This is a genomic window from Streptomyces qinglanensis, assembly GCF_900111245.1.
GTDB lineage: Bacteria > Actinomycetota > Actinomycetes > Streptomycetales > Streptomycetaceae > Streptomyces > Streptomyces qinglanensis.
In genome coordinates, this window is sequence record NZ_FOGO01000015.1 from 179,796 (window position 1) to 197,408 (window position 17,613).

13 protein-coding genes and 2 pseudogenes are annotated in these 17,613 nt (G+C 74.2%); 13 read left to right on the forward strand and 2 right to left on the reverse strand.

Annotated features, from left to right (window positions below; translation table 11 throughout):
* Nucleotides 1–180: 180 nt before the first annotated feature.
* Nucleotides 181–1,866 carry a hypothetical protein gene (locus tag BMX65_RS26505; protein WP_398761511.1) on the forward strand — a complete coding sequence of 562 codons (1,686 nt, stop codon included), beginning with the start codon at nt 181–183 and terminating at the stop codon, nt 1,864–1,866.
* A 283-nt stretch (nt 1,867–2,149) separates the two neighbouring features.
* On the opposite strand, the pseudogene BMX65_RS26510 reads toward BMX65_RS26505, so the two are convergent.
* A pseudogene (locus tag BMX65_RS26510) lies at nt 2,150–2,959 on the reverse strand (DUF3109 family protein); the annotation flags it as partial.
* Nucleotides 2,960–3,168: 209 nt separating this feature from the next.
* Here BMX65_RS26510 and BMX65_RS26515 point away from each other — a divergent pair.
* The 11 genes and pseudogenes from BMX65_RS26515 to proC all read left to right on the forward strand — a co-directional run bounded on the left by BMX65_RS26515 (nt 3,169) and on the right by proC (nt 14,545).
* On the forward strand, nt 3,169–4,101 hold the full coding sequence (locus BMX65_RS26515) for a Ppx/GppA family phosphatase (protein ID WP_075002872.1): 933 nt from the start codon (nt 3,169–3,171) through the stop codon (nt 4,099–4,101).
* Between the two features lie 94 nt (nt 4,102–4,195).
* Nucleotides 4,196–5,086 (forward strand): sugar phosphate isomerase/epimerase family protein, encoded by an 891-nt coding sequence (locus BMX65_RS26520; RefSeq protein ID WP_107437585.1) that lies wholly within the window; start codon nt 4,196–4,198, stop codon nt 5,084–5,086.
* A pseudogene (locus BMX65_RS26525) lies at nt 5,083–5,718 on the forward strand (TetR/AcrR family transcriptional regulator); the annotation flags it as partial. The gene BMX65_RS26520 and the pseudogene BMX65_RS26525, both read left to right, overlap by 4 nt.
* Nucleotides 5,719–6,064: 346 nt before the next feature.
* On the forward strand, nt 6,065–7,918 hold the full coding sequence (ilvD, locus tag BMX65_RS26530; protein WP_075002873.1) for a dihydroxy-acid dehydratase: 1,854 nt from the start codon (nt 6,065–6,067) through the stop codon (nt 7,916–7,918).
* 112 nt (nt 7,919–8,030) lie between these two features.
* On the forward strand, nt 8,031–8,531 hold the full coding sequence (locus BMX65_RS26535) for a hypothetical protein (protein WP_075002874.1): 501 nt from the start codon (nt 8,031–8,033) through the stop codon (nt 8,529–8,531).
* 179 nt (nt 8,532–8,710) lie between these two features.
* Nucleotides 8,711–9,124 (forward strand): ArsR/SmtB family transcription factor, encoded by a 414-nt coding sequence (locus BMX65_RS26540; RefSeq protein WP_075002875.1) that lies wholly within the window; start codon nt 8,711–8,713, stop codon nt 9,122–9,124.
* A complete protein-coding gene (locus BMX65_RS26545) occupies nt 9,121–9,411 on the forward strand; it encodes a hypothetical protein (protein ID WP_075002876.1) in 291 nt (96 codons plus the stop codon). Before BMX65_RS26540 ends, BMX65_RS26545 begins: the two co-directional genes overlap by 4 nt.
* 218 nt (nt 9,412–9,629) lie before the next feature.
* The gene (locus tag BMX65_RS26550; RefSeq protein ID WP_075002877.1) at nt 9,630–11,843 is read left to right on the forward strand and encodes an MMPL family transporter; all 2,214 of its coding nucleotides are present in this window, start codon (nt 9,630–9,632) and stop codon (nt 11,841–11,843) included.
* Between the two features lie 142 nt (nt 11,844–11,985).
* Complete coding sequence (locus BMX65_RS26555; RefSeq protein ID WP_177214354.1) at nt 11,986–12,795, forward strand: ABC transporter ATP-binding protein; 810 nt, start codon at nt 11,986–11,988, stop codon at nt 12,793–12,795.
* The gene (locus tag BMX65_RS26560; protein WP_075002878.1) at nt 12,792–13,529 is read left to right on the forward strand and encodes an ABC transporter permease; all 738 of its coding nucleotides are present in this window, start codon (nt 12,792–12,794) and stop codon (nt 13,527–13,529) included. The genes BMX65_RS26555 and BMX65_RS26560 overlap by 4 nt, the downstream gene beginning before the upstream one ends.
* A gap of 212 nt (nt 13,530–13,741) precedes the next feature.
* Nucleotides 13,742–14,545, forward strand: a complete 804-nt coding sequence (proC, locus tag BMX65_RS26565) for a pyrroline-5-carboxylate reductase (protein WP_075002897.1) — start codon at nt 13,742–13,744, stop codon at nt 14,543–14,545.
* On the opposite strand, the gene BMX65_RS26570 is transcribed toward proC, so the two are convergent.
* Nucleotides 14,493–15,254 carry a DedA family protein gene (locus BMX65_RS26570; protein WP_075002898.1) on the reverse strand — a complete coding sequence of 254 codons (762 nt, stop codon included), beginning with the start codon at nt 15,252–15,254 and terminating at the stop codon, nt 14,493–14,495. The two genes, proC and BMX65_RS26570, sit on opposite strands and share 53 nt — an antisense overlap.
* A gap of 110 nt (nt 15,255–15,364) precedes the next feature.
* Between BMX65_RS26570 and BMX65_RS26575 the strand changes: the two genes are divergently transcribed.
* Nucleotides 15,365–17,059, forward strand: a complete 1,695-nt coding sequence (locus BMX65_RS26575; RefSeq protein WP_239501763.1) for a sensor histidine kinase — start codon at nt 15,365–15,367, stop codon at nt 17,057–17,059.
* Nucleotides 17,060–17,613 lie beyond the last annotated feature (554 nt).

Here is a 17,613-nt window from a genome sequence, read left to right on the forward strand (position 1 = left end):
CCGGGACGTGCGCCGTCGGCCGGGCACAGGATGTGCGCCTGCCATGCGCCCCTTTGTGCCCTTGGTGTCGCCAAACCCACCGGACGTGTCTTGTTTTGGCGACGGTCTTCACTCGAAGGGGGGAATCAGCTGTCGCTGTACTCAGCAAAGCGCCATCATCCGCCTACCGTCGCCGGGGTGATGACCAGCAGGCGCGAACACCCGACGAACGCCCCCGGCGCACCCCCAGCGCATCGGGCGGGCAGGACGACGCACCACCACGCCGCGCACACCGTGGCGGGGTGCGACGACGCGGACCTGAACGGCCTGTTCACGTACTGCCTTTCGGTGCTCTGCGAGCACGAATCCGCCCTGGCGGCACTGGGTGAGGCCCTCGCCCTCGCGGACCGCCGGCGGGCACGCGGACGTGCACCCGAGGGCGAGCATGCCCTCCGGCCCTGGCTCTATGCGCTGGCCCGCTGGGTCTGTGCCCGGCGGCTCGCCGACCAGCGGGCCGGGGAGCGCGAGGAGCATGGAGCGTCCGCCGCGCGGGAGTGCGCCGCTGGTCCCGCTGTCGCGCGGCGGGGGGCAGGCACCCGGGCGGCCGGACGGCCCCCGGCCCCCGCCGCGTCTCCATCCGTCCGGGCCGTCCGGGCCGTTCCGCCCGCCTCTCCCACCGCCGAGCGGGCCGCGCTGCTCGGCGACAGCCGCCCCGGCCCGGCCGGGCACCTCCCCTCCAGCGTCCGGCGCCACCGCGAACTGGCCGCACTGGCCTGGCCGGAGGCCGCGGGCATCTCGCCCGGGCAGCGCGAGGCCCTCGAACTGTCCGTCCGCCACGGGCTGTCCGCCGCCCAGATCGCGGCGGTGCTCTCGCTGTCGACCGCCGAGACCGAGGAGTTGCTGCTGAACGCCGCCTGCGAGGTCGAGCGGACCAGGGCGGCGCTGCACGTCGTGGAGTCCGGCGGCTGCGCGGTCGTCGCCCGGCTCGCGGGGGACGAGCGGCTGCTGCTGGGCACCGCGCTGCGCCGGGAACTGGTGGAGCACGTGGACGACTGCCCGCAGTGCCGCCGGGCCGCCGAGCGCGCCATGGCCGGGGTCTCCTGGCCGGGCACCGCGCCCGCCTCGGCCGCGCTGGCCGTGGTGGCGGTGCCCCGGCCCGCTGTCGAGGCGGCGGTCGCGCTGGCGCGCCGGGCGAGAGTCCAGCGCACGCCACGCTTCGACCGCGCGGGCTACCCCCAGTGCGAGAACGTGCGTCCGGCCCGCCGGGACAGGCTGCGCAGCCGCGCGCTGACCTCCACGGTCGTCGCCGCGGTGCTGGCGGCGCCGGTGGTCGCGCTGTGGGCGGCCTACCGGGGGGCTCCCGTCACGGGTGCACCGCAGGCCGACCGGTCGGCCACCGCGCCGGACACGGCGGACGGCAGCCGGGCCGGCGGCCGGGACGGCGGCGCGGGCGGGCCCGGCACCGTGGCTCCCCCGACCGGGTCCCGGGCCTGGCGGGCGGCCCCGGACGGTGCCGCCGCGGGCCCGGCGGGCAGGGCCGCGGCATCCCGCTCGCACGGCATGGAGCCGCCCGTGCGCGGGCCCGGTGCGCCGTCCGCGCCGAGGGTGGGGCGGCCCGCGTCGGAACCGGCGGCCGCGCCGCACCGCTCGGTGCCGGTGTCGCGGCCCGCGGCGGCCGCGCCGGACAGTGCGGCGGCCTCCCCGTCCGGCGGCGGTGCTCCGTCCGGCGGTTCGCCGGCCGACAGCGGTCCGCTGTCCGGGAGCAGTGCTGCGGCGTCGACCGCCACCCCGTCCGCCGCGGAGCCTCCGCCCGCGACGAGCCGGCCCGCGTTCGCCGACATCGGGCCCTCCGGGCCGCCCCGGGCGCCGAGCGGATCCCCGTCCTGAACGGGGGCGGGTCCCCGCTGCGTCCGGGCCGTCCGCCTCCGGACCGCCGGAGCCACCGCCCGGCACGCCCCGGCACGGCCCGGGCAGCACAGCGGGGCCGTCACAGCCCGGGCGGCTCCGTGCGACCGGGTGCGGCAGCGGTGCCGTCCGGGTCGGCGGCGTCGGGGTCGGCACCTGCAGGCTCGGCAGCGGCAAGATCGGCACCGGCCAGGTCGAGGTCGGCGTCGACCTGGCCGGCCGCGTCGCGGTCCGCGGCGGCGCGGTCGGCCGCCGCGCGCGCCGTGGCCGGGTGCTCGGCCAGCAGCGGAAGCTGACTGGCCAGCCGCTCGGCACACAGCTCGGCCAGCCGGTCGTAGCCGGGCTTGCCCATCAGTTCGGTCAGCTCGGCGCGGTAGGACTCGTACACCGGCCGTCCGGCGCCGTGTGCCGACGGCGCCGAGGTGCACCACCAGTGCAGATCGTGTCCGCCCGACCCCCAGCCGCGCCGGTCGTACTCGCCGACGGTGACGTACAGCACCTCCTCGCCGTCCGGCAGCTCCACCCACTCGTAGCTGCGCCGGATCGGCACCTGCCAGCAGACATCCGGCTTGGTCTCCAGCGGCTCGCGGCCCTCGCGCAGGGCGAGGGTGTGCAGTGCGCACCCGGCGCCGCCCTCGAATCCGGCCCGGTTGTTGAAGATGCAGGCGCCCTGCCAGCGGCGGGTCTGCCGCTCGCCCTCGTCGTTGACCTCGGTCCAGCCCAGGGCGCCGGTGCCCACGTCGTGGAACTGCCAGGTCTCCGGCGTCAGCCGGGCCACGTGTTCGGCGACGCGCTGCTCGTCCTCCTCGTCGGAGAAGTGGGCGCCCAGTGTGCAGCAGCCGTCGGCGGCCCGGCCGGGCGTGATGCCCTGGCAGCCGTTGCCGAACAGGCAGTTCCAGCGAGACGTGAGCCACGTCAGGTCGCAGCGGAAGACCTGCTCGTCGTCGGCCGGGTCGGGGAACTCCACCCAGGCACGGGTGACGTCGAGACCGACTTCCTCGTCGCGCGCCCGGGGTGCAGGCAGCGGGCGCGCGCCGTCCTGCTTCTTGTGCTTCGCCGCTTTCGTCTTACCCACATCGCCCAGCGTACGGGCCGCGGGCCGCGGCAACCGGCCGCGCCGCTCCCCGCGGTGTGCTGCGGGGCGCGGCACACCGCGGGGAGCGGCACGCCGCGGAGGGCTGCCGCGGCGGGGGGAACTCCCGTACCGTCGGCGGGGAGAGGCCCCGGGGCCCGACCTGGAGGTACCCGCAGCGGCGGACGGGTGAGGAGGCTAGCGTGCTGGGTATGAGACTCGGTGTCCTCGATGTGGGATCCAACACGGTCCATCTGCTCGTGGTGGACGCGCACCCCGGCGCCCGGCCGCTTCCGGCGTACTCCCACAAGACCGCGCTGCGGCTGGCCGAAATCCTGGAGGCGGACGGGTCGATCAGCGAGGAGGGCATCGACCGGATCTGCGCCACGCTCACCGAGGCGCTGCAGATCTCCGAGGACAAGGGGGTCGAGGCGCTGCTGCCGTTCGCGACCTCCGCGGTGCGCGAGGCGGCCAACGCGGAGCGGGTGCTGGACCGCATCGCCACGGAGACCGGCGTCAAGCTGGAGGTGCTCTCCGGCGCCGACGAGGCGCGGCTGACGTTCCTCGCGGTGCGGCGCTGGTTCGGCTGGTCGGCGGGGCGGCTGCTGGTGCTGGACATCGGCGGCGGTTCGCTGGAGATCGCCTACGGGCTGGACGAGGAGCCCGACGCCGCGGTGTCGCTGCCGCTGGGCGCCGGACGGCTCACCTCCGGCTGGCTGCCGGGCGACCCGCCCGACCCGGAGGACGTGCGGGCCCTGCGGCGGCATGTGCGCGCGGAGATCGCCCGCACGGTGGGGGAGTTCAACCGGTTCAGCCCGCCCGACCACGTGGTGGCGACCTCCAAGACCTTCAAGCAGCTCGCCCGGATGGCGGGGGCGCCGCGCAGCGCGGAGGGCCTCTACGCCCGCCGGGTACTGGGCCGGGAGGCGCTGGAGGAGTGGGTGCCCAAGCTCGCGGTGATGCCCGCGCAGGAGCGTGCGGCCCTGCCCGGGGTCTCCGAGGGCCGGGCCCGCCAGTTGCTGGCGGGCGCCCTCGTGGCGGAGGCGGCCCTGGACCTCTTCGCCGTCTCCGAGGTCGAGATCTGCCCGTGGGCGCTCCGCGAGGGCATCATCCTGCGCCGTCTGGACCGCCTCCGGACGGTGTGAGGCCCGCTCGCGGCGGCCGTCGGCATGCTGGGCCCGGAGCCGGGCGGCGGGGGCCGGTCCCTCATGGGCGGCGAACCGCGCTTAGGGTGGCTGGGTGGGCATCGAAAGCGTGCGGGTCCCCCAGGCGAAGGTCGCGCTGTCGACGGCCTCGGTGTACCCGGAGTCGACGGCCGCGGCCTTCGAGATCGCCGCGCGCCTCGGCTACGACGGCGTCGAGGTCATGGTGTGGACCGATCCGGTCAGCCAGGACGTCGAGGCGCTGCGGCGACTGTCCGACTTCCACGGGGTGCCCATCCTGGCCGTGCACGCGCCGTGCCTGCTCATCACGCAGCGTGTCTGGTCCACCGATCCGTGGACGAAGCTGGTCCGGGCCAGGGCGGCGGCCGAGACGCTCGGTGCGTCCACCGTCGTGGTGCACCCGCCGTTCCGCTGGCAGCGCACCTACGCGCGGGAGTTCGAGCGCGGGGTGTGGCGGATGGCGGACGAGACCGATGTGCGGTTCGCGGTCGAGAACATGTACCCCTGGCGCTACCGGGATCGCGAGATGCTGGCCTACGCACCCGACTGGGACCCCACCCGGAACGACTACCGGCACTTCACGATCGACCTCTCGCACACCGCGACGGCCCGCAACGACACCCTCGCCATGGTGGACCGGATGGGTGACCGCCTGGGGCATGTGCACATCGCCGACGGGAGCGGCTCGGCCAAGGACGAGCACCTGGTCCCGGGGCGGGGCGCGCAGCCCTGCGCGGAGGTGCTGGAGCGGCTGGCCGCCCGCGGGTTCGACGGCCATGTGGTCGTCGAGGTGAACACGCGGCGTGCCATGTCGGCGGCCGAGCGCGAGGAGGATCTGGCCGAGGCCCTGGCCTACACCCGGCTGCACCTTGCCGCCCCCGGCGCCGCTCCTCCGGCCGACGGAACCGGCGGCGAGCAGGGCGGCCGGAGGGCTGCCGGGCGCCGCATGGGCCGGAGGAAGGCATGAGCGGGAGTTCCGCCGCCGGGGAGCCGGCGCCCGCACCCCGCAGGCGGGGCCGCCCGGCACGGCGTACCGCCGAGGACGGGCCCGGGACGCGGGAGCGGATCCTGGCGTCGGCCCGCGGCGAGTTCGCCGAGCACGGCTACGACAAGGTCTCCGTCCGGGCCATCGCGCGCGGTGCCGGGGTGGACGCGGCGCTGGTCCACCACTACTTCGGCACCAAGGAGCAGGTGTTCGCGGCCGCGGTCGAGGGCGCCATCGCGCCGGTGCTGATCGTCCCGGAGCTGGTCCGGGAGACCGCGCTGGAGGCCGTGGGCGAGACCGTCACCCGCAGGTTCCTGGAGACGTGGGAGGACCCCGCGACCCGGGCGCCGCTGCTGGCGATCGTCCGCTCGGCGGTCAACAACGAGCGGGCGGCGGCCGTCTTCCGCGGCCTGCTGACCCGGAACCTGCTCAACCGGCTGGCGGCCCGGCTCACCGCGCCGGACGCGGAGCTGCGGGTCGGTCTGGCGGCGGCCCAGCTGATCGGGTCGGCGATGCTGCGGCACGTCATCCGGCTGGAGCCGCTGGCCTCCGAGCCGCTGCCGGCCGTGACCGCCCGGCTGGCGCCGGTCGTCCAGCACCACCTCACCGGTCCCGGCCCGGCGGGTGCCCCGGTCCCCGGCCCGGCGGGTGCCCCGGTCCCCGGCCCCGCGGGCGATCCCGGCGAGGAGGGCTCCACCGGCCGGGCGGACGCCGCCCGCCAGGAGGACGCCTCCGGCCCGGGAGGGCCGTCCCGGCCCCGGCCCACTGCGTGAACCCGACCCTGTCCATCATCCGGACCCCCTGTCCGGATCCTGAGCGGTAGGCGTACGCTCGGATGTTCCATGTACCGCACGATTCCCTCGTACGGCACTGTTTCATCTCGGATCGTCTCGGATACGTACCGCAGCGGTCGCCGAGCCCACCGCCGTGGCGGCCGCCCGCACCAAGGGAGGGGCAGCCATGCCCGAGCTGAGGTCCCGCACCGTCACCCACGGCCGCAACATGGCGGGGGCGCGCGCCCTCATGCAGGCGTCCGGTGTAGCGCGCGAGGACTTCGGCAAGCCGATCGTCGCGGTCGCCAACAGCTTCACCGAGTTCGTGCCGGGCCACACCCACCTGCAGCCGGTGGGCCGGATCGTCAGCGAGGCGGTCAAGGCCGCGGGCGGCATCCCGCGCGAGTTCAACTCGATCGCGGTGGACGACGGCATCGCCATGGGCCACGGCGGCATGCTCTACTCGCTGCCCTCCCGGGACCTGATCGCCGACTCGGTCGAGTACATGGTCGAGGCGCACTGCGCGGACGCGCTGATCTGCATCTCCAACTGCGACAAGATCACCCCCGGCATGCTGATGGCCGCGATGCGGCTCAACGTGCCCACCGTCTTCGTCTCCGGCGGGCCCATGGAGGCCGGCCGGGCGACGCTGGTGAACGGCACCGTCCGCAAGCTGGACCTGATCGACGCGATGTCCGAGGCCGCCAACGACCAGGTCTCCGACGAGGACATCCTGCGCATCGAGGAGAACGCCTGCCCGACCTGTGGCTCCTGCTCGGGCATGTTCACCGCGAACTCCATGAACTGCCTCACCGAGGCCATCGGCCTGGCCCTGCCCGGCAACGGCTCGGTGCTGGCCACCCACACCGCCCGCAAGGAGCTCTACGAGACGGCGGGCCAGACGGTCGTGGAGATCGCCCGGCGCTACTACGACCAGGACGACGTGAGCGTTCTGCCGCGCAACGTCGGCTCCCGCGCCGCCTTCGAGAACGCCATGGCCCTGGACATCGCCATGGGCGGCTCCACCAACACGATCCTGCACCTGCTGGCCGCGGCCCAGGAGGCCGGGCTGGAGTTCACGATGCACGACATCGACCAGCTCTCGCGTGCGCTGCCGTGCCTGGCCAAGGTCGCCCCGAACGTGGCCCCGGGCGGCACCTACTACATGGAGGACGTGCACCGGGCCGGCGGCATCCCCGCCATCCTGGGCGAGCTCCACCGCGGCGGGCTGCTCAACGAGGACGTGCGCACCGTGCACGCCGACTCGCTGGAGGAGTGGCTCAAGACCTGGGACATCCGCAGCGACTCGCCCGCGCCGCGGGCCGTGGAGCTCTTCCACGCCGCGCCCGGCTGCAAGCGCTCCGCCGAGGCGTTCTCGCAGTCCGAGCAGTGGGAGTCGCTGGACACGGACGCGGCGGGCGGCTGCATCCGCGACGTCGAGCACGCCTATTCCGCCGAGGGCGGGCTGGCGGTGCTGTACGGCAACCTGGCCGAGAACGGCTGCGTGGTGAAGACCGCGGGCGTCGACGAGTCGATCCTCACCTTCACCGGCCCCGCCGTGGTCTGCGAGTCCCAGGATGAGGCCGTCCAGAAGATCCTCGACAAGACCGTCAAGGAGGGCGACGTCGTCGTCATCCGCTACGAGGGCCCCAAGGGCGGCCCCGGGATGCAGGAGATGCTCTACCCCACCTCCTTCCTCAAGGGCCGCGGGCTGGGCAAGGCGTGCGCGCTGATCACCGACGGCCGGTTCTCCGGGGGCACCTCGGGTCTGTCCATCGGCCACATCTCGCCGGAGGCGGCGGGCGGCGGCACGATCGCGCTGGTGGAGGACGGCGACCCGGTCGTCATCGACATCCCCGACCGGCAGCTTCGCCTGGACGTCCCCGAGGAGACGCTCGCCGCCCGCCGGGAGGCGCTGGCCGGCCGGTACGCGCCCGTCGCCCGCGAGCGCAAGGTCTCCACCGCGCTGCGCGCCTATGCGGCGATGGCCACCAGCGCCGACCGGGGCGCCGTCCGCGACGTGACCCAGTTGGAGCGCTGACCCCCCCCGCGACACCCGGGGGGCACCCGAGGGACAGGAATCCGGGGAGCACCGAGCCGCCGGGCCGGAGGGGCCCGGGGGGCGCGGCGCCGCCCCGGGCCATAATCGAGACGTGCCACAGGACCACAGAACCCCCGACGCACCGGCCCCCGAACCGCTCCGCTTCTACGGCACCACCTGGGTCGACCACTCCGGCGGCTACGCGCTGCGCCGCACCGCCCTGGGGGCGGGCGCGGTACTGGCGGCCGCCGCGGGTGCGGTCGTGCTGCGCTTCGCGTACCAGGGCGTGGTGCTGGCCGACATCGGGAGCTGGGCGAGCCTCCTGCTGGTCGCCGCGTTCGCGGTGTGCAGCGCGCTGGCGTTCTCCCGCACCCTCACCTCCTACAGCCGCCGCCCCGACGAGCGCGACGCGGCGGCCGAGTCGTCGATGCGCAGCATCCGGCTCATCGGCTTCATCGGGGTGCTGCTCGCCTACGCGCTGCGCAGTTGTGTCGAGGCCCCCGGCGAGAAGCTGCACCGCGCCGAGTACGAGGCAGCCCGCGCCCGCCACGAGCGGCAGCGCAGCGCCCGCACCGGGAACCCCGCCGCGCGCCGCCGGAAGGGCAAGCGCTGAGCCCCTCCGGAACACCCGGAGCTCCCTGACGCTTCCTGGCTGCGGGAGGACCCCGAGGGTCCTCCCGCAGCCGTCTCAGGGGGAACCCTGAACTGCCCCCGACAGCGGGCAGTTGGGCTCGACACCCCGTTCCGCCACGTGTCAGATTCTTCTTACACACCCGAGGGAGAGGGGCCGCGGTGGGCGCGATCGAGGCCCCGTCCGGCGACGAGCTGCTGAAGGTCCTGGCGGCGCTCGGCAATCCGCACCGGATGCGGATCGTCGCGGCGCTGGCCGGGGGCCGCAACTACGTCAGCGGACTCGCCCGCGAGATCGGCATGAGCCGTCCGCTGCTGCACATGCACCTCCAGCGGCTGGAGACCGCCGGCCTCGTGGTCGGCACGCTGGAGCTCTCGGACAGCGGCAAGGCCATGAAGTTCTTCGAGGTGGCGCCGTTCGGCTACGCCCTGACCCCGCAGGCCGTCGCCGAGGCGGCGCGCACCCTCACGGACCAGGCACCGGACGGGAAGTCCGCCGGGGCCCCGGGCCGGAATGCGCAGCACGGGAAGACGCAGCACGGGAAAGCCTCGGACGAGAAAGAGGAGACGCAGTGAACGAGCAGCTCACGACCGCGGCAGAGGCCGATCCGGCCGGGATCTGGGCGGCGGCGCTCGGCACCGGAGGCGTCTTCGTCCTGCTGATCGTCATCGTCTGGCAGATCGCCGCCACCTGGCGGGCCCGCATGCTGGCCGCCCGTGAGGACCAGTACAAGGCGCTGACCGACAAGTACGCGCAGCTCCTGGAGGACAACGTCGAGCTGCACCGCCGCACCCTGGACGAGCTGACGCAGGCCCGGCAGTCGATCGCCTCGATGGAGAAGATGATGCGCGAAGTCGAGTAGAGCCCCGCAGCCAGACCCCCGCAGCACCCCGTACGGGCTCTTCCAGGGCTTCCAGGGTTTCCAGGACCCCCGTACGGCCCCGTACGACGTCACATCCGCCGCACCCCGGCGGCCACCGGCGCTCGTACGGCCGGGAGCGGCAACTCCCGGCCGTACCTGTGAGCGTGAGCATTCCGCGAACCCCTCGCGTCCCACACCCACACCCATGGAGGTTACCCATGCCTGCCCGCCCCCGACCCCCGGCCGGGAGAACCCCCGCGCTGCGCCGCCTGGCCACGGCCCCCGGCGGCAGGCGCGCCAAGTGGCTGGTCCTCGCGGCCTGGCTGATCCTCGTCGCGGCCCTCGGCCCGCTGGCCGGCAAGCTCGGCGAGGTCGAGGACAGCAGCTCCAACGCGTTCCTGCCCGGCAGCGCCGAATCGGCCCAGGTCAACACCGAACTGGAGAAGTTCAGGGGCGAGGACGAGATCATCCCCGCGGTGGTCGTCTACTCCCGCGGGTCCGCCACCACCCCGGCCGACGCCGCCGAGGCCCGCGCCGACCGCGCCGACTTCGCGCCGCTGGTGGCCCGCGGCGAGCAGATCAGCGGGCCGGTCCCGTCCGCGGACGGCAAGGCGCTCATGCTGGTGGTACCGCTCTCCACCGCGGGGGACGACCTCACCGGCGACGTGGAGAAGGTCCGCTCGGTCGCGGCGGCCAACGCGCCGCCCGGTCTCGACATCGAGGTCGGCGGCCCGGCCGGATCGCTGATCGACAGCATCAAGGTCTTCGACAACCTCGACTCCACACTGATGCTGGCCACCGGTGCCGTCGTCACGCTGCTGCTCCTGCTCACCTACCGCAGTCCGCTGCTGTGGCTCGTCCCGGTGCTGTCCGTCGGCTTCGCCGCGGTCCTCACCCAGGTCACCACCTTCGCGCTGGCCAAGTACGCCGCGCTGCCCGTCGATCCGCAGAGCGCGGGCATCCTCATGGTGCTGGTCTTCGGGGTCGGTACCGACTACGCGCTGCTGCTCATCGCCCGCTACCGGGAGGAACTGCACCGCCACGAGGACCGGCACGACGCGATGCGGCTGGCGCTGCGCCGCTCCGGCCCGGCGATCGTGGCCTCGGCCGGCACCGTCGCCGTCGGGCTGGCCTGCCTGGCCTTCGCGGACATCAACTCCTCGCGCTCGCTGGGCCTGGTCGGTGCCGTCGGCGTGGTCTGCGCCCTGCTGGCGATGATCACCGTGCTGCCCGCCCTGCTGGTGGTGACGGGCCGCTGGGTGTTCTGGCCGTTCGTCCCGCGCTGCACCGGGGCTCCGGCGGCGGAGGAGGCCGGGCAGGACGCCGCCGCCCGTACCGTCTGGACCCGGATCGGTGCGCTGCTGGCCCGCCGTCCGCGCTGGTCCTGGCTGATGTCCGTCGCCGTCACCGCCGCGCTGGCGCTGAGCGCGACCGGAATCACCATGGGCCTGACGAACGCGGAGATGTTCCAGGACAAGCCCGAGTCGGTGGTCGCCCAGGAGAAGCTCTCCGCGCACTACCCCTCCGGTTCCTCCGACCCGGCCACCGTGGTCGTGCGGACAGCGGAGCGGGCCGAGACCGAGCGGGCCGCCGCCGCGGTTCCCGGGGTGGAGTCCGTCGAGGCCGCCGACCGCACCGCCGACGGGTCGCTGACCTCCCTGTCGGTCGTCCTGCGGGACGCGCCGGACAGCGCGGCCGCCGAGCGCACCGTCGACCGGCTGCGTACGGCGGTGCACGGGGTGGACGGGGCCGAGGCCCTGGTGGGCGGTACGACCGCGGAGTCGCTGGACACCCGGCGCGCCGCGGAGAGCGACCTGAAGGTCGTCATCCCGGTCGTGCTCGCCGTCGTCCTGCTCGTCCTGGTGGCGCTGCTGCGCTCACTGCTCGCGCCGCTGGTGCTGCTGGCCACGGTGGTGCTGTCCTACTTCGGCGCGCTGGGGGCCTCGCATCTGGTCTTCGCGTACCTGCTGGACTTCCCCGCCGTGGACAACTCCCTCCCGCTGATGGGCTTCGTGTTCCTGGTGGCGCTGGGCATCGACTACAACATCTTCCTGATGACCCGGGTCCGCGAGGAGGTGGCGCTGCGGGGCCACCGCGCGGGCGTGCTGACCGGGCTCAGCTCCACGGGCGGGGTGATCACCTCGGCGGGCATCGTGCTGGCGGCCACCTTCGCGGTCATCGCCTCCATGCCGCTGGTGTCGATGGCCCAGCTCGGGGTGCTGGTCGGCATCGGCGTCCTGCTGGACACCTTCCTGGTCCGCACCGTGCTGGTGCCCTCGCTGGCCCTCGACATCGGCGCCCGTATCTGGTGGCCGAGCCGGCTGGGCCGCGCCCCGCAGCCGCCCGCCGGGTCCCGCACCCCGGAGGAGGGCGCCACCGGGGAGGCCGGGAGCCCCGAGAGTCCGGGCGGCCGGTCGCTGGAGCGCGTCTGACCGGAGCGGCGCCGACCGAGAGCGGCGCACCCGTCCCACCGGCGGTGCCGGCCCCCTGCGTGGCAGCAGGGGGCCGGCACCGCCGTTTTCCGGTCCGGCCGCTTGACGCTCCCGTGCCACCGGCAACATAATTCATCGCGTGATGAATAAACCTCCGCCCGCCGCCGAGCCGCCCGCCGCCGAGCCGCCCGCAGACCCGCCCGCCGTCCACGCCCGCGGCCTGACCGTGATCCGCGGCCGCCGCCGAGTCCTCGACCAGCTCTCCTTCGACGTCGCCCCCGGCACCGTCACCGGCCTCCTCGGGCCCTCCGGCAGCGGCAAGTCCACCCTCATCCGGGCCGTCGTCGGCACCCAGGCCAAGGTCACCGGCACCCTCGACGTCCTGGGCAGGCCCGCGGGCTCCGCACCGCTGCGCTCCCGCGTCGGCTACGTCACCCAGTCCCCCTCCGTCTACGCGGACCTGACCGCCCGGCAGAACCTCGACTACTACGCCGCGGTCCTCGGCATCCCGCGCGCCGACCGCGCCGCCGCCGTCACCCGCGCCCTCACCGACGTCGACCTCACCTCCCACGCCGACGACCTGGCGGGCAACCTCTCCGGCGGTCAGTCCTCCCGCGTCTCCCTCGCCGTCGCCCTGCTCGGCACCCCCGAACTGCTCGTCCTGGACGAGCCCACCGTCGGCCTCGACCCCGTGCTCCGCCGCGACCTGTGGAACCTCTTCCACCGCCTCGCCGCACACGGCACCACCCTGCTGATCTCCTCACACGTGATGGACGAGGCCGACCGCTGCGAACACCTCCTCCTCGTCCGGAACGGCACCCTGCTCGCCGCCGACACCCCGCAGGCACTCCGCGAGGCCACCGGCAGCGACACCGTCGAGGACGCCTTCCTCCGACTCGTCGAATCCGCCCCCACCGAGCCCGCCGAACACCCCCTGCGAGGCACCCCGTGAACGCCGCCCGTACCTTCGCCACCGCACGCCGGGTCCTGCGCCAACTCGCCCACGACCCGCGCACCATCGCGCTGCTGCTGCTCGTCCCCGTTCTGCTGCTGGTCCTGCTGTACTACGTCTTCGACGCCGACCGGCGCTCCTTCGACAGCATCGGGGCCTCGCTACTGGGCATCTTCCCGCTGGTGACGATGTTCCTGGTCACCTCCATCGCCACGCTGCGCGAGCGCACCTCCGGCACCCTGGAGCGGCTGCTGTCGATGCCCCTGGGCAAGGCCGACCTGATCCTCGGCTACGCCCTGGCCTTCGGTGCCCTCGCCGTCGTCCAGGCGTCCGCCGCCACCGGCGTCGCGGTCGGGCTGCTGGACCTCGACATCGCCGGCTCGCCCTGGCTGCTGCTGCTCGTCGCCCTGCTCGACGCGCTGCTCGGCACGGCACTCGGGCTCTTCGTCTCCGCGTTCGCCGCGTCCGAGTTCCAGGTGGTCCAGTTCATGCCCGCGGTGATCTTCCCGCAGCTCCTGCTGTGCGGCCTGTTCGCACCCCGCAGCAGCATGCAGCCGGCCCTGGAGGCGGTCTCCGACGTGCTGCCCATGTCCTACGCCGTCGACGGCATGACCGAGGTGCTCAAGCACCCCGACGTCACCGGGGACTTCGTCCGCGACGTGGCCGTCGTCGCCGGCTGCGCCCTCCTCGTCCTCTTCCTCGGCGCCGCCACCCTCCGCCGCCGCACGGCCTGACCCGGCCGCTCGGCCGGAGCCGGGCCGCTCGGCCGCGCGGGGCGCCCGACCGCTGGGCGCCGCCCGACCGCGCGGGGCCGGTCCGCGCTGTGGAACGGCCCCGCTACGGAGCGCGAGCCGGTGCGAGGATGGGCACCGCGTCCACGAACGTGGACAGGGCGGACGCAGACAGCCCGCCCGACGCGCGCAACGAGGCACGAGGTGAAGCACCCATGACCCCCCAGAACGTCGCGGTCCTCGGCACCGGCAAGATCGGCGAAGCGCTGCTCTCCGGCATGCTCAGGGGCGGCTGGTCACCCGCCCGCCTGCTGGCCACCGCCCGCCGCCCGGAGCGCGCCGCGGAACTGCGCCGCCGCTACGAGGTGGAGACCGTCAGCAACGCCGAAGCCGCCGCGCGCGCCGACACCCTCATCCTCACCCCCAAACCGCAGGACATGGCCGCACTGCTGGACGAACTCGCCCCGCACGTCCCCGCGGACCGCCTGGTGATCAGCGGCGCGGCCGGCATCACCACCCGCTCCCTGGAGCAGCGCCTGGCCGAGGGCACCCCGGTCATCCGCGTGATGGCCAACACCCCGGCCCTGGTCGACGAGGCCATGTCCGTCATCTCTCCCGGCACCCACGCCACCGAGGACCACCTCAAGCTCGCCGACGAGATCTTCGGCGGCGTCGGCAAGACCCTGCGCCTCCCGGAGAACCAGCAGGACGCGGCCACCGCGCTCTCCGGCTCGGGCCCCGCCTACTTCTTCTTCCTGGTCGAGGCCATGACCGACGCGGGCATCCAACTCGGCCTCCCGCGCGACAAAGCGCACGAACTGATCGTCCAGGCCGCCGTCGGCGCCGCCACCATGCTCCGGGACAGCGGCGAACACCCCGTCACCCTCCGCGAGAACGTCACCTCACCCGGCGGTACGACCATCAACGCCATCCGCGAACTGGAGAACCACCGCGTCCGCGCCGCCTTCATCGACGCCATCGAGGCCGCCCGCGACCGCAGCCGCGAACTCGGCGGCTAGCGTCCCCGCCGGCCGGACACGACGGGGGCCGGCGGCGCAGGTCCTCGGGTCCGGTCCCGTGCGCCCGGCCCGGACCCGGCGCCCCGGGGGCCGCCGCGCGAGCCCGGCCCCGCAGCCGCAGCCGGATCCCGCGGGCCCCTTCGTGCACCAGCGTGATCGTGAACGCCAGCGCCAGCCCCAGCGCCACCCCGTACAGCGGCGTCTCCTCGAACGCCGCCCCGCCCGCATACCCCAGGCAGGCCGAGTAGACCGCCCAGCTCACCGCGGCGACGGCGGCGTACCGCGTGAACGACCGGCGGGGGAACCCCGTCGCGCCGGTGGTGAGGGTGGCGGCCGTCCGCCCTCCCGGGATGTAGCGCGCCGCCACCAGCACGAGCCCGCCCCGCTCGGCCAGCATCCGCCCCACCCGCTCGTACACCCGCCGCGCCCGGCTCCCCTCCTTCAGCCGTGCCTGCACCCGGGCCCCCGAGCGCCGTCCGATCGCATACGAGACGTGGTCCCCGGCCAACGCACCCAGCGCCGCCACCAGGACCACCAGCACCAGCGCCGGCTCGCCCTGCGCCGCGGCGAACACCCCCAGGGTGATCACCAGCGTCTCGCTCGGCACCACCGGGAAGAACCCGTCCAGCATCGCGACTCCGAACAGCGCCACATACACCCACGGTGTACTGACGAGACCCTCGACCGCATGCACTGCCGCATCGTTCATGGCCCGGAACGTACGGAGCAGCACAGCCGGTCGGCAGCGCACGATCGTCGCCGGGTGCCCTGCACTTTCGACAGAGGTGCGGTCCCCACCCGCCGCGTACCGTGACCGGCGTGACCTCACCCGCACGTGCCCCCCGCCGCACGGACCGGCTGCGGAAGGCCGCGCGCAAGGGACCGGGCGCGGGTCTGCGTACGGCCCTGCGCCGCCCCAGGGCCCGTGCGGCCCTGAACGATGCCGCTCTGTGGCTGCTCATGGCCTGGCCCCTGGCCACGGTGCACGACGTGCCACTCCTGCTCCGGGTTCCGGCCGCCCCGCTGCTCGCCCTCGCGGCAGCCCTCAGCCGCCGGGCGCCCCTCGCGGCCGCGGCCGTACCCGCCGCGCTCAGCCTCGCCGCCACACCGGAACTGTTCACCAGCACCTTCTGCCCGGCCCTGGTCGCGCTCAGCTTTCTGCTCGGCCGCCGCGCGGAGCACGTGCGCCCCTCGATCGTCGCCGCCGCAGTGCTGTGCGCGGCCGGACTCGTCTCCGCGCTCACGCTGCCGGGCGCCGACCTGTGGGACTGGTTCACCCTGGTCACGACGGTCGTCTTCGCCGCGGTACTGCCCTGGCTGCTGGGCCGCTTCCGCCGCCAGCAGTACGAACTCCAGAGCGCGGGCTGGGAGCTGGCCGCCCGGATGGAGCGGGAACACCGACTGGTCGCCGAGCGCACCCGGCTGCGCGAGCGCTCCCGGATCGCGGGAGACATGCACGACTCCCTCGGCCACGACCTCAGCCTCATCGCCGTGCGGGCCGCCGGGCTCCAGGTCTCCCCGGGGGTGGACGAGGACGCCCGCGCCTCGGCGGCCGAACTCCGGCAGGCCGCCGCCGACGCCACCGAACGCCTCCACCGGATCATCGGGCTGCTCCGGCAGGACACGACCGGGCTCCCGCAGGACGCCCCCGGGAGCACCTCCGAGACCGTCCCTGAACTGGTCGGCCGCACCGCCGCCTCCGGAGTCGACATCGTCCTCCACCAGCACGGCACCGACGTGGCGCCGGAGACGCCCGGAGCCCTGTCCGCCCCGCTGCCCCCGATGGTCGACCGGGCCGTCCACCGGGTGGTGCAGGAAGCGGTCACCAACGCGACGAAGCACGCCCCCGGTTCCCGCATCGCCGTCGACCTGCGCCGGGAGGAGGACCGCCTGAGTGTGCGGGTGCACAACTCCGCAGCGGCGTACGCGCCGCCGGACGCCGTCCCGCCGGCCCCGGAGAGCGGCTCCGGCACCGGCCTGATCGGTCTGGACGAACGCGTCCGCCAGCTCGGCGGCACCTTCCGGGCCCGTCCCGCCCGGGACGGCTTCGAGGTGGCGGCCCGCCTCCCGCTCACCCCCGGGCCGCCCTCGCCTACCTCCTCGGATGCGCTGACCGGCACGTCCCGCTCGCAGGAGGAACTGGCCCAGGCCCGCAGACGCGTGCACCGCGGCGTGGTCAACGCCCTGTGGATCCCGGCAGCCGCCACTGCAGCGCTGGCGGTCCTCATGTACGGCTTCCAGATCTACACCTCACACGCATCGGTGCTCTCCCGCGGCACCTACGACGCGCTGCGCATCGGCGCCCCGGAGAGGGTCGTGGCGCCGAGCCTGCCCGGGTACCAGTACGACGAGGAGACCCGGCCGTCCGGTGTCCCCCCGGACCCCGCCGACAGCGACGCGTGCCGCTTCTACCGCACCGCCACCTTCGCCGACTCGCCGCTGTACCGGCTCTGCTTCCGGGACGGCAGGCTCTCCGCCAAGGACCGCGTGACCCGGGACCGGGACGACCGCTGACGGCAGTGGCCGGGGGCCGGGAGGGCCGGGAGGGCCGGGGCGGGGGAAGGGGAGAGGGGGGAGTCCACGAGATGACTGTTGAGGTGGCTGCTGAGGCGGGCGGGACGGACGAGGCAGACAAGGCAGACGAGGCAACGGAGACGAAATCGGCAGTTGACACGGTGGCCATCGGTCCGTAAGGTTCCTCGGGTTGTCAGCGGCCGGTCACGGCTTCTGGTGACTCCTCCCGCCGTTCCGGCGGATCCTCTACTACTGAGCGCACTCCCTTTGCGGGGGTCTGTTCGTCGTGCCTTGGCATGGTGAATTGCTTTTGCGGTTCGGCTCGATTTGGAGCCGGGCGGGGAAAGGCCCTAAAGTAGCGGTCAGCCGGAAGGCGCCCCGCCGACAGGGGAATCCGATTCGGGAGACGGCACGGAAACGGGCCGGAAAACGGATCTGATAGAGTCGGAGACACCGAAAGGGCAAACGTCCGGAGAAACCGGTACTGCATCGTCAGAACCGATTGGTTTCGAAGGAAGCGTCCGTTCCTTGAGAACTCAACAGCGTGCCAAAAG

What these genes read in the sequence shown, in the direction of transcription:
- BMX65_RS26505 (WP_398761511.1), top strand. Translation starts at nt 181, where the DNA reads ATGACCAGCAGGCGCGAACACCCGACGAACGCCCCCGGCGCACCCCCA.
- BMX65_RS26515 (WP_075002872.1), top strand. Translation starts at nt 3,169, where the DNA reads ATGAGACTCGGTGTCCTCGATGTGGGATCCAACACGGTCCATCTGCTC.
- ilvD (WP_075002873.1), top strand. Translation starts at nt 6,065, where the DNA reads ATGCCCGAGCTGAGGTCCCGCACCGTCACCCACGGCCGCAACATGGCG.
- BMX65_RS26550 (WP_075002877.1), top strand. Translation starts at nt 9,630, where the DNA reads ATGCCTGCCCGCCCCCGACCCCCGGCCGGGAGAACCCCCGCGCTGCGC.
- BMX65_RS26555 (WP_177214354.1), top strand. Translation starts at nt 11,986, where the DNA reads ATGAATAAACCTCCGCCCGCCGCCGAGCCGCCCGCCGCCGAGCCGCCC.
- proC (WP_075002897.1), top strand. Translation starts at nt 13,742, where the DNA reads ATGACCCCCCAGAACGTCGCGGTCCTCGGCACCGGCAAGATCGGCGAA.
- BMX65_RS26570 (WP_075002898.1), bottom strand. Translation starts at nt 15,254, where the DNA reads ATGAACGATGCGGCAGTGCATGCGGTCGAGGGTCTCGTCAGTACACCG.